Below are 12620 nucleotides of genomic sequence, written 5' to 3' on the forward strand. Positions count from 1 at the left end.
ACGAGTGCCCACACAGATGATTGCTTTATATTGTTAAAGAACGTTTTGAGATACTTTTGCGTCTCAAGGGCTGTGCATTCTACGCAAGCCGTTATTTTTGTCAACACTTAATTTTGAGAAAAGTTTATTTTTTCAAAACTCAGTCTTACTTGACTCAACCAACTCGTTGCTTTGCTTGTTTGTAAGCAGTCCGCCGTGTCGATGGATGCGCATTATAGGGAGATCCGAATTGAGATCAACTGTTTTTTGAAGTTTTTATGAAAAAAATGACTGTTCGAGCAAAATACGAACGAAACGGGCAAAAAGAACACTAAAAAAGGCCCTTCTGGGCCTTTTCTGTTTATTTAACTATAAGCTTCCAACCTGCTTTTGCTTGTAGCTTGGTCTCTAATTGCAGTTCACTGGCCATTAATGGGTGATATTTTAACCAATCGCCATCAAATGTCAGTGTAAGGGTGTTTTCATTAACACTAAGATCGAGTGCTGGCAGTACATCATCTTGGCGACGCATTGATAAGATCACTGCGATCCGAACAATTCTTGTCAAACATTCAGCTAATTGTTCATGACATCCTAGGTATGCAAAGCTGTTTTTTACCAGATCTGCACGATGCGCATTCGCTACAGCAGTGATCAGCTTATGCTCAGATTGTGAAAAACCTGGCATATCGGTGTTTTCTATAATGTAGGCTGTGTGCTTATGATAAAGTTTATACTCTATTAATAAACCTATCTCGTGTAACTTCGCTACCGTTTTTAATAACGCAATTGCGTTGTTATCAATTGACTGCCACTGCCCCTTTACACTCTTTGCTAATTGCTCAGTAAGTTGTGCAACTCGGCAGGCTTGATTTACATCGACATGATAACGAGCCATTAATCCATCAACCGTACGCTTACGAATATCGTGGTTATGTAGCTCTGGTACCATGCTGTAAAGCACACCTTCACGCAATGCGCCGCGAGCAAGGCCCATCTGCTTTATAGCTAATGATTCGAATAAGGCGATTAAAATTGCAAGTCCAGATACAAACACAAGACGGCGTTCTTCACTTAAACCTGCAAGCTCAAGATCTGCAATTGTTTCAAATTGCACTGATTGCTCTTTGATGGCATATAATTTATCAAGCGTTAAGAGTTCATCTTGGTTTTGCGCAACCATGATCTCTTGAATTGCTTGCACTGTGCCAGATGCTCCACTCGCTATTTGCCAGCCTGCCGCTTTATATTCATCAACAATTTCAGCAATCACATCTCTGGCAGCTTGAATCGCGGCTGCAAAATTTTCGTTACTCAGTTTTTGATCTTTGAAATAGCGCTCTAAAAAGGTGACACAGCCCATATGTAGGCTTTTATAGTGCAGTGCGTCAAAACCTTTACCTATAACGACCTCTGTACTCGCCCCACCAATATCGATAACAAGTTGCTTTCCACTACAAGCTGATGTGTGCGCCACGCCTTTGTAAATCGTTTTGGCTTCTAGCTCACCACTGATGACATTGATTTTATGACCAAGGATTTGTTCAGCCTTTTGCTTAAACACATCGGCATTGGTAGCAAGACGCAAAGTTGCTGTTGCAACAATGGTAATGTTTTTCTTTGGTATGTCTTGTAAACGTTCTGCGAACAAGGCTAGGCATTCCCAACCTCGCTGCATGGCTTCTGAGCTTAGGACGTTGTTTTCATCAAGCCCTGCTGCAAGCCTTACTTTACGTTTGACTCGACCGATCGTTTGTAGACCGCCAGCAATTGATTTGGCAATCAGCATATGAAAGCTGTTCGATCCTAAATCGATTACTGCATACACATTTTTTTGCGGTTGAAATTGCCCCACCGTTCAAAAACCTCTAGTTACTACTAAGTCTTCAATGACGGTCGTTTATCACGACCGTGATTTCTGGTAACTATTATTTGGTCGACGTCCGTTGTTATTACGATTACGTGGGCCTGTAGAATAGTTCCGCTTTTTCTGAATAGTAGGCTTAGTTAAATCATCAAGCAATGCACTTTTATCATAATGTGATAATGGAATGCTGTGTTCTATATATTGCTCAATTTCGTGGAGATTATAGGCATACTGTTCACAGGCAAAGCTAATAGCGTGTCCTGAAGCACCAGCACGTCCGGTACGACCAATGCGGTGTACATAGTCTTCACAATCATCTGGCAAATCAAAATTAAATACATGACTTACTTCTGGGATATGTAAACCACGAGCTGCAACGTCTGTTGCCACTAAGAAGTCTAAATCGCCTTTGGTAAATTGAGCCAAAATTGATTGACGCTTTTTCTGGTTTACATCACCGGTTAATAATCCAACTCGATGACCATCCGCTTTCATCCATGCGTAAACATTTTCACAACTGTGTTTCGTATTTGCAAACACAATTGCTTTCTCAGGCCATTCTTCTTCAATTAAAGTTAACAGTAACTTAATTTTATCGTCTTGCGATGGATGAAATAGCTCTTCTTGAATACGCTTACCTGTTTTAACGTCAGGTTCAATTTGCACATGCTCTGGGTTAGTCATGTGTTCAAACGCTAATTCCTGCACACGATACGATAAGGTTGCAGAGAATAATAAGTTTAAACGCTCTGAGGTTTCAGGCATACGTCTAAACATGTAGCGAATATCTTTAATAAAGCCTAAATCGAACATACGATCTGCTTCATCAAGCACCACAACTTCAATTTCATTTAGGGTGTAACAACCCTGTTTATACAAATCGATAAGGCGTCCAGTCGTTCCAATTAAAATATCAACGCCTTTTTCTAGTTGTGCACGTTGTTTTTCGTAATCTTCGCCACCATATACTAAACCTAAGTTAAGATTACAGTGTGGCGCTAAAATTTTTGCATCTTTGTGTATCTGAATCGCCAGCTCCCGAGTTGGGGCCATGATCAGGGCTCTTGGATGTTTACTAGGTGCTTTGCTAGATTGTAATAACCGATGGCACGTGGCTGTTAAAAACGCCAACGTCTTGCCTGTACCTGTTTGTGCTTGGCCCGCAATATCACGGCCTTCACAAATAAAAGGTAGGCATTTAGCTTGAATGGGTGTGCAATATTCAAACCCATTTTCGGTTAAACCGGCAACCACTTCCGGTGCGATAGCAAAGTCTGAAAACTTTTTATCGGTCAAATGTGTCTTAGTCATAGCGTTTAAGCATAACGTTTAAACTTGCAATAAGAAACAAGAGTGTTTAAATACGCATTAAATATTTCGCCTAACTTATCGGAGATCGCAATGAGCGAGAAAATTATTCAATTAACTGACGATAGCTTTGAAGCTGACGTACTACAATCAGACAAACCTGTACTTGTTGATTTTTGGGCTGAATGGTGCGGACCTTGTAAAATGATCGCCCCTATTCTTGACGAAGTAGCTGGCGAGTTTGATGGCCGTGTAACTATCGGTAAATTAAACATTGACCAAAATGCGGGCACACCACCTAAATTTGGTATTCGTGGAATCCCAACACTTCTTCTTTTCAAAGATGGTCAGGTTGCAGCAACTAAAGTAGGTGCACTTTCAAAAACTCAATTAGTTGAGTTTTTAGAGAACAACATCTAACTGAAATGTAAAAAAAGGGCTTTTTGCCCTTTTTTTAGCTTTATTTTGTTTAAAGACTGGACGCCTTGCTAGTGACCTGCTAGTTTATAAAGCCAACTAATCCTTAGTTATACCAACAAACCTCACTCATGTATCAAACTATGATTTTGAGTATGATAATTGTAATAAAGAACCCACCAATATGCATTTACGCGAATTAAAAGACAAGTCTATAAAAGAGCTTGTAAACTTAGCTGAGTCCATGGGGCTCGAAAACGTAGCCCGTTTAAGAAAACAAGACATTATTTTCGCCATTTTGAAAGCACACGCTAAAAGCGGTGAAAATATTTATGGCGGCGGTGTATTAGAAATCTTACAAGATGGCTTTGGTTTCTTGAGATCATCTGAAGCCTCATATTTAGCCGGACCTGATGATATTTATGTATCTCCGAGTCAAATACGTCGATTCAGCATGCGTACTGGTGACTCAATTTCAGGCCTTATCCGTCCACCAAAAGATGGTGAACGTTATTTCGCACTACTTAAAGTCAACGAAGTAAACTTCGACAAACCTGAAAACTCTCGCACTAAAATCCTTTTTGAAAACCTTACCCCACTCCACGCAAACGAACGTTTACGTATGGAACGTGGTAATGGTAGTACAGAAGATATCACTGCTCGTGTACTTGATTTAGCATCACCTATTGGTAAAGGCCAGCGCGCCCTAATCGTTGCACCGCCTAAAGCGGGTAAAACGATGCTACTGCAAAATATTGCGCAGTCAATCAGCTACAACCAACCAGACTGTGAGCTAATGGTACTTCTAATTGACGAACGTCCTGAAGAAGTAACTGAGATGCAGCGTCTTGTTAAGGGTGAAGTTATTGCTTCAACATTTGATGAGCCAGCAAGCCGTCACGTTCAAGTAGCCGAAATGGTAATTGAAAAAGCGAAGCGTCTTGTTGAGCACAAAAAAGATGTGGTTATCTTATTAGACTCAATTACGCGACTTGCTCGTGCATACAATACGGTTATTCCTTCATCTGGCAAGGTATTAACAGGTGGTGTGGATGCTAACGCATTACACAAACCAAAGCGTTTCTTCGGTGCAGCACGTAATGTAGAAGAAGGCGGTAGCTTAACGATTATCGCAACAGCGCTTATTGATACAGGCTCTAAAATGGATGAAGTAATCTACGAAGAGTTCAAAGGCACAGGTAACATGGAACTACACTTAAATCGTAAGATTGCTGAAAAGCGTGTATTCCCTGCGATCGACTTTAACCGTTCAGGTACCCGTCGCGAAGAGTTACTGACTAAGCCAGATGAACTACAGAAAATGTGGATCTTACGTAAGATTGTTCATGAGATGTCAGAAATTGACGCAATGGAGTTCTTAATTGATAAGCTTTCTATGAGCAAAACCAATGATGAATTCTTCGATTCGATGAAGCGTCAATAAGCAGCTTTCAAAATCAAAAAAATGCCTGTTTTATACAGGCATTTTTTTTACTTAAAAGTACGGTTGAAGCGCTATTCAACTATAAATAACTCCGTAATATAGTTGGTATTTAGTTGGGTTTTGTTCTATAAGTTATAGGATTAAAAGGTAAGGATTTTTCAATGACCCGCATTAAAGTAGCAGTCGCTCTCTTTGTCATCAGCTTACTAAGTAGTATTGCTAGTTTTATTATTTTTGAACTATCAATTGTCGCGATGGCAGTAATCGGCTTAACGGTCATTGTTCCTTGGCTTATTTTAATTACCTTTATTTATTTAAAAGACGCGCAGCAACAAGATCACTTAAGTTATTTTGTTTCTAATATCACTTCTGATCAGGGTATCGACTTTACTTTTCGTTTTGATGAAAACGACAATAAATTACCTGAAGCCTGCCACATATTAAACGCGAGTTTAACTATGGTTGAGCATATGTTAGGAGAGATATATGCGTCATCTGCCCGCTTATTACCTATGGCTGATGCGTTACGTGACACCTATGCATCAATGACCCAAAAAGCAACAATTCAAGATGCGCATGGTGTTGATTTAGCAGAGACAATAAAGCGAACGATTGAAGTATCGAAAGAACTTGACCGTAGTCTTGAAGAAATATTTCACTCGGTCTCTGATGCAACAAAGTCTGTGCAACAAACTCGACTTGATGCCGACAAAAGCCAAGCTAGCCTTATGAAATTGGCCGACAATATCAACCAAACTAGCGAACAAATTATTTTACTTAAACAAGATAGTGATGCAATTGGCTCTGTAATTGATGTGATTAACAGTATAGCTGAACAAACAAATCTGCTAGCTCTCAATGCCGCTATTGAGGCTGCACGTGCTGGTGAGCAAGGGAGAGGGTTTGCAGTTGTGGCTGATGAAGTACGAAACTTAGCAGCACGCACCAGTAAATCAACCCAAGAAGTTCGTGAGATGGTTGCGAAAATTCAACACAGTACAGAAAAAGCCAACCAATTGATGCAAACAGCATTAAAAGAAACACAGCGTACTGTTGAACTATCAGAAGCATCAACCAAAGAAACGAATAAAATAGAACAGGCTATGTTAGCAATTAACGCGTTTTCTGAGAGCGTGCATGAACAGGTTGCCTTACAAAGCCAAATGTCAGATGAAGCACAAATGAGTATTGATGCTATGGTTGAGCTAAATTCTGACGCATTATCAAGTTCACAAATACAAGCTGTCTCAAGCAAAGATTTAGTGCGTCTAGCGCATGTTATTGATGATAAACTTTCAATGTTTAAGATCACACACCCAGAAACAAGTAGTGAACAACGTATCGATCGCTCTCGCTATGAAACAACTCAAAATAATGATTCAGAACAAGCTCAAGATGGTGATGTAGAGCTATTCTGATCAGCTAATGCACTGTTGAGTTGCTCAAGTAAACGATCAACTAAATTTGTTAAATCTGAGAGTTGGTTATTTTTTAAAGCTGACTCTAAGGCAAAGGCACTTTTCGCGATATGCTCCATGGCAAACATTTTAGCTGCTCCGCCAATACGATGTGCATCTTGCTGAAGATTAAATAAATCATATTCAGCCAAATGCAATTGAATAAGCGACGCTTCTTGGTTAAAACTTTGAATAAAGCTAGTTACTAAATCACTAATATCGTGACTTGCTTTTGTGCTTTCTACGGTATTTTTACAATGCTTGGCAAGCTGCGTAAAAAAGACATTTTTGTCGATAGGTTTAGCAAGATACCCTGTAAAACCGGCCTGCAAGTACGCTTCTATTTCATGGCTTATCGCATTAGCAGTTAAGGCGTAAATTGGTTGGGTAAAGCCAGACTCTTTCAATAACTTAAGGGCACTTAACCCGTCTAAAACTGGCATCTGAATATCAAGAAGCACTACATCTGGAAACTCTATTAAACATTGCTCAACCGCTTTTGCACCGTTATCAACAGCAATTACATCTAACCCCATTGACTCTAAATAACGGCGAATTAAACGACGGTTATCGGCATGATCTTCTGCAATCAATACCTTTCCAGATAATCCTTTTAGCGATTGCGGTAAGTCACTTCCGTATTTGCTATTGGCATCAGTTTGACTGGGTTCATGTTCTTTACATGGCAAATAGAATGCAAACACGCTACCTTTATTGATTTCGCTCTCGACACTAATATAGCCGCCCATCATGATTGCGAGTTGTTGTGATAAGCTAAGGCCTAGCCCCGTACCACCAAATCGTCGACTAATGCTATTGTCTCCTTGACTGAAGCACTCAAAAATAAGTTTCAGCTGGCTAGCATCCATGCCAATCCCCGTATCACTTACCTGAAAGCAAATACCTTGTTGCGTCTGTGTGACCTGCAGCTCGACTTCACCTTGATGGGTAAACTTAATGGCATTCGCACATAAGTTGATCAAAATTTGTTTTACCCGCGTAAAGTCTAACCGAGTAATAAACTGTTCACCTAATTGGTTATGAAATGCAAATTTCAGCCCTTTCGCTTTTGCTTGACCACTTAGCATTGAATGAACATCATTTAATAAGCAAACTAAATCACCTTCTTTTAAACTCAACTCAAGTTTATTCGCCTCAATTTTACTAATATCAAGCACATCATTTATGAGGTCTTTTAAGTGTTCACTTTGTTTATGGATAACAGCAAGTTCATCATTGAGTTGCTCTGGTTTATAAAAACCATTCATTAGGGTATCTGTTTGTCCCAAAATAGCCGTTAATGGTGTGCGGATCTCATGGCTAATATTAGCTAAAAATTGACTTTTAATTTCATTTGCACTGCGCAGCTTTTCTGCAGTTTCTTCAAGCTCATTGGTGCGCTTTGCAACCATCAATGAAAGTTGCTCTTTTGCTCCTTTTTCGATCATACGTCGATAAATGGTGATGCCCGTCACGACCAGCATAATAAATAAAATAAACAGCATGATGGCAAGTTGTCTTTGCTTTGACATTTCAAGCTCTTGCACTCGCTGTTTTTGTTTTAAATCAATAATTTCCTGAGTCAACTGACTGGCATTAATTCGACTGTGAAGCTCACCTAGGGATCTTAGAAGTCGCTCATTGTTTGCGGCCTTTAAGGTTCGAACGAATTGATCAAAATGAGCTACCGCGCTGGTGAAATCTCCTTGGCCTGCTTTGATCAATGCATTCATTCCAATGCCATCCTGCACTCTCAGATCATCTTTATATTTTTTGGCCATCTCAATTGAGGTGGTCAGTGTTACTTCCGCTTGTGTTAGCTTACCTTGTAAGAGCTCAATTTTAGCTCTTGATAATAATCCAGCGAGCTCTAACGTTTTGTTATTTATTTGTTCTGCAAACTCGATGGCTTTATCAGCATGGCTTAGAGCCAGTTCTAAATCACCTGTTCGTAAGTAAACGTTAGCAATATTGACGTGACGAGAGGATAAGTAATAGGCATCATGTGTTTTTTGGTAATAACGTAATGCACGCTGATAATAATGTAATGATAATTGATATTGTCCAAGCTCAGAGTAAGCAACGCCCATATTACCATATGACTGAGCAACACCTTCTTCATCACCTAATTTCTCGAATATCTTTAGCGTTTCTCTATACATATCTAAAGCAATATCGTAACTCGATAAGCGAATATAAAGACCCGCTATGTTATGCAAAATATCAGCTTTATCTTGCGCGCTACCATACTTTTCGTAGATAGATTTAGCGCGCGTGTAATAATCAAGTGCTTTGCTCATATCCCACATATCAAAATAAGCGAGACCTATATTACTCAGTAAGTTAGCCTCTGAAATAGGCGCATTCATTTTTTCGGCAACGCGTAAAGCACGTGTATAGGATTCGACAGCTTGTTGGATAAGACCTTGATAATAATAGCTAACGCCTTGCATTTTGATTGCGCGAAAATAACTGTCTGGTTGAGCTTCAAAAGAGGTCGACTTCTCAGCTAGTTGATAGTGTTTAAATGCTGCGGCAAATTCTTTATTTTCTAGAGCCGTATCTGCTAACTGCAATTGTATAGCCAGCTTTTCATCAGCACTAATAGTGGTATCTGCAAGTAATTGTGTCGCTAATTGCTGCTTTTCATCTAATTTTTGTGACTGATTAAATTGCTCTAGTAATGAATCTGAAGCATAACTAAACGTAGTCATCAGCACACTACAGCATACTAATGCCGAATGTATTAACCTGAGACTCAATAATGTGCGCATATGTTTATATCCCTAAATATCAACATAGACCGAGGAAAAAACTAAATCGTAGCTCGGCTAAATGCCTTCCTTGATGAAAATATAAACATAGTTTCAGTAAGGCAGCTGTGATAGCGTATATAGTTTTAGATTACATAAAGATTGGCCTGCTAACAATGCTTAACCCACTGATAGATGAGATTTTTTACCTCATTCTGAAACAGCCTATCTGGAAAGTCCATACGCTTGCGAGTGCACTTAATGATGCAGGACATCTTAGTGTTTTAGATAAGGACCCACAAAAAGATCTTTTTAAACGTAACTTCTTAGTTATGAATGCCTTATATCAACTCCAAATACAGGTTAGCCCTGAGCAACAATTGCACATAGCGGCCTTACATATTGAATTGATAAATAACAAGTGTGAAAAGGTGCTAGAAAATACTGATCCTTTGCGGGAGTATTATTTAGATTGGCAAAACTACGACACAACAAGTGATGAAATTGATGCGCTATTAAATGAGTTTTGGCAGCGATTTGCTACATTCAACAGGCATACTACTACTGCAAATCTTACAAAAGAGCAGCTTTTGCAAATACAAAAAGCATGGCAGTTGCCTGCTAACTTTTCACTAAAAGAATTACAAAAGCGCTGGCGACAACTGGCTTTAAAGCATCACCCAGACCGTCAAGGCTGTGCGATTCAGTTTAAAAAAATACAACGTGAGTATGAGCAGCTAAAAGCTAGCTGCTCGTAAACTTTAAACTTATCGACTTAAACGACGCGCACGAATCTTACGTTTTTTGATATTTCCTTCGGTCAATTTGCGAAGTGCTGGTTTGGCTGCTGTTCGCTCTACAGCGATAAAAGCCACGTTATCAAGTACATTAATTTTACCCACCTGATGACCTGCAATACCTTCTTTACCCGTTAAAGCACCTAAAATATCGCCAGCACGAATTTTTTGCTTCTTACCTGCATCGATCATGATGGTCGCCATCGTAGGCTTGTAGGCCGGCTTTTCAAGTAAGCTAAAAGGAGGTAGTGGCTCAGGGTTGAAGTCGCGTTCGTAATGATCACCGATTTGTGCCACTTTAAATTGCTCAGCCTCACCATAAATAGAACATGCAATGCCTTTTTTACCTGCTCGACCTGTTCGACCAACGCGATGAACATGAGTTTGTGGATCATGTGCTAAGTGATAATTTACAACCATATCCATGTCGTTAATATCTAAGCCTCGTGCAGCAACATCCGTCGCCACCAAGATACACGCGCTTTTATTAGCAAAACGAATTAAAGTACGTTCACGTTCGCGTTGATCTAAATCACCGTGTAAAGCAACGGCACTAAAGCCTTCAGCGTATAGGTCATCACAAATTTGCTGTGTTTCAACCTTAGTATTACAAAAAACCACACAGCTTTCTGGCTGAAACTTCAAAAGCAACAGCTTCAGCGTATTAAAGCGCTGCTTGTTATTATCAAGCTTGTAAAAGTATTGTGTGATCGTGCTTTTTGTTTGCTCTTCTTCAACCTTAATCATTTCAGGATTGCTTAAAACTCGCTCAGCAATCGCTGCAATTGATTTTGGATAAGTCGCACTAAACAACAAGGTTTGGCGTTGATTTGGAATACATTCAACAATGGCATCAAGGGTATCTTGAAAGCCCATATCAAGCATTTGGTCAGCTTCATCTAATACCAATGTTTCAACGTCATCTAAACGCAATGTGCCCTTACGAATATGATCATCAACACGACCTGGTGTGCCAACAATAATATGAGCGCCATGCTCTAGTGAACCAATCTGTGGACCAATAGATACACCACCGCATAAAGTTAAAACTTTAATATTATGGATGCCGCGAGCAAGCTTACGAACTTCTTCTGCAACTTGCTCTGCCAGTTCGCGGGTTGGACATAAAATAAGTGATTGAATGCGAAAACGTTTCACATTTAACTTAGCCAACACACCTAAGCTAAACGCGGCCGTTTTACCCGACCCTGTTTTTGCTTGAGCAATGATATCTTTGCCTTGCAAGATCACTGGTAAACTTTGCGCTTGTACCGGTGTCATTTGCGCATAACCTAAAGTCGATAAATTATCGGTTAACTCTTTCGGCAAAGCCAAAGATGAAAAAGCAGTAGCAGTCACAGTAATATTCCAAACTTGATAATTGAGGGACATCCTCGAAGATGCAGTGGATCATAGCAGAGAATGTATTGTTTCTCTAAACGAAAAGAGCTATCTACACACTTAATTCATATTTAGTTACAGTTTGCGGCTTCCTAACTCAGCGTGTTTGTTCTAATTTATTGAAAGCAACCTTCAGGAAGAAACTATGCTTTTATTTAACACCGCCGCTGCTGATGTTTTTTACAAAAAGCAAAAAACGTGTCCTCATTGTCATAGCGAGCACTTCTCACTGAGTAATCACAGTAAAGTACTGCGCTTTAGTATTTTGCCAATTATTCCATTATCAATTAATTATCAGCACCAATGCGATGCTTGTGGCTACACATCAGCTGTATCTTGGTATTCTCTTCCACCCCTAGAGCTGGCTTCTTTCATAAAATATTTTATTGGCTTGGTATTAATAGTTTATATTTTAACGAAAGCAATACTTGGGATACATGAGCAAGCTGATAATGAAATTCGCTACCTGAATGAACCAAAAAAATTCGACACCTATTTTGTTTATTCCGACAAATTTACTGGTGAACCAAAACGTATAAATAATCTGAAAGTAGCCCAACTCGTTGAATTTGATGACAAGAGCATGACTTTTAGAGTTGCTAACTACACTTACAAGTACAATAAAGACATCGAGATTGCGATGCGTACCAGCATGCTAGTGCAAGATGATTACTTTTCTAGTAAAACAATGACCTTTACTAAACAGCAAGTAAAGCAGTTTTATGAAGACAACAGCATATACAAAATAATGCGACCAGAGCTATATAGCTTGTATGGTGGTTTTGTTATGCACCCCCCGAAACCTAAGCCTTTGTATGCAGGCGTTAAGCTTGATAAACATAACCAACAAGGCATCACCTATTTTAAAGATGGCCAGTTTAAGGAAGCACTAGAAAGCTTTACACTCTCTGCCAAAGGAGGTTATTCATGGGGTCAATTAAACTTGGGTCAGATGTATCGAGATGGCCAAGGTACAGAAATCAATAACGAAAAAGCAGCTTACTGGCTTAACAAAGCCACCTTACAAGGGAATCCGAAAGCGAAGATTGAACTCGCAGAGCTATGCTTGAGTTACGATTGTAGTAAACTGGACACTCAATAATCAATTATCCATAAACATCACTGAGAAGAAACCAAGCTAATAATATGACTCTCGCTATTTACTTTGTTTTTGTTATGTTATAACATTTTACGTGG

9 protein-coding genes are annotated in these 12620 nt (G+C 39.5%); 5 read left to right on the forward strand and 4 right to left on the reverse strand.

What is annotated here, in order from left to right:
* Positions 1 to 340 precede the first annotated feature (340 nt).
* Positions 341 to 1834, reverse strand: a complete 1494-nt coding sequence (gene gppA, locus NH454_RS17365; protein WP_138557861.1) for a guanosine-5'-triphosphate,3'-diphosphate diphosphatase — start codon at positions 1832 to 1834, stop codon at positions 341 to 343.
* A 48-nt stretch (positions 1835 to 1882) separates the two neighbouring features.
* Positions 1883 to 3157, reverse strand: a complete 1275-nt coding sequence (rhlB, locus tag NH454_RS17370; protein ID WP_135923182.1) for an ATP-dependent RNA helicase RhlB — start codon at positions 3155 to 3157, stop codon at positions 1883 to 1885.
* A 90-nt stretch (positions 3158 to 3247) separates the two neighbouring features.
* On the opposite strand from rhlB, the gene trxA reads away from it, so the two are divergent.
* The 3 genes from trxA (at position 3248) to NH454_RS22380 (ending at position 6433) form a co-directional block, all read left to right on the forward strand.
* Complete coding sequence (gene trxA / locus NH454_RS17375) at positions 3248 to 3574, forward strand: thioredoxin TrxA (RefSeq protein ID WP_135923181.1); 327 nt, start codon at positions 3248 to 3250, stop codon at positions 3572 to 3574.
* A 181-nt stretch (positions 3575 to 3755) separates the two neighbouring features.
* Positions 3756 to 5015, forward strand: a complete 1260-nt coding sequence (rho, locus tag NH454_RS17380) for a transcription termination factor Rho (protein WP_062566226.1) — start codon at positions 3756 to 3758, stop codon at positions 5013 to 5015.
* Positions 5016 to 5176: 161 nt separating this feature from the next.
* Positions 5177 to 6433 carry a methyl-accepting chemotaxis protein gene (locus NH454_RS22380; protein ID WP_135923180.1) on the forward strand — a complete coding sequence of 419 codons (1257 nt, stop codon included), beginning with the start codon at positions 5177 to 5179 and terminating at the stop codon, positions 6431 to 6433.
* On the opposite strand, the gene NH454_RS17390 is transcribed toward NH454_RS22380, so the two are convergent.
* Positions 6406 to 9186 (reverse strand): tetratricopeptide repeat protein, encoded by a 2781-nt coding sequence (locus NH454_RS17390; protein WP_253039766.1) that lies wholly within the window; start codon positions 9184 to 9186, stop codon positions 6406 to 6408. The genes NH454_RS22380 and NH454_RS17390 overlap by 28 nt on opposite strands.
* A gap of 215 nt (positions 9187 to 9401) precedes the next feature.
* Between NH454_RS17390 and NH454_RS17395 the strand changes: the two genes are divergently transcribed.
* On the forward strand, positions 9402 to 9983 hold the full coding sequence (locus NH454_RS17395; RefSeq protein ID WP_135926213.1) for a DNA-J related domain-containing protein: 582 nt from the start codon (positions 9402 to 9404) through the stop codon (positions 9981 to 9983).
* A gap of 9 nt (positions 9984 to 9992) precedes the next feature.
* Here NH454_RS17395 and dbpA read toward each other — a convergent pair whose 3' ends face one another.
* Positions 9993 to 11381, reverse strand: coding sequence for an ATP-dependent RNA helicase DbpA (dbpA, locus tag NH454_RS17400; protein WP_135923178.1), 1389 nt, complete (start codon positions 11379 to 11381; stop codon positions 9993 to 9995).
* A 187-nt stretch (positions 11382 to 11568) separates the two neighbouring features.
* On the opposite strand from dbpA, the gene NH454_RS17405 reads away from it, so the two are divergent.
* Positions 11569 to 12525: a tetratricopeptide repeat protein gene (locus NH454_RS17405; RefSeq protein WP_135923177.1), complete on the forward strand. Its 957-nt coding sequence runs from the start codon at positions 11569 to 11571 to the stop codon at positions 12523 to 12525.
* The last annotated feature ends 95 nt before the right edge of the window (positions 12526 to 12620 follow it).

The sequence above is a fragment of the Pseudoalteromonas sp. Ps84H-4 genome, from assembly GCF_024124645.1.
GTDB lineage: Bacteria > Pseudomonadota > Gammaproteobacteria > Enterobacterales > Alteromonadaceae > Pseudoalteromonas > Pseudoalteromonas lipolytica_C.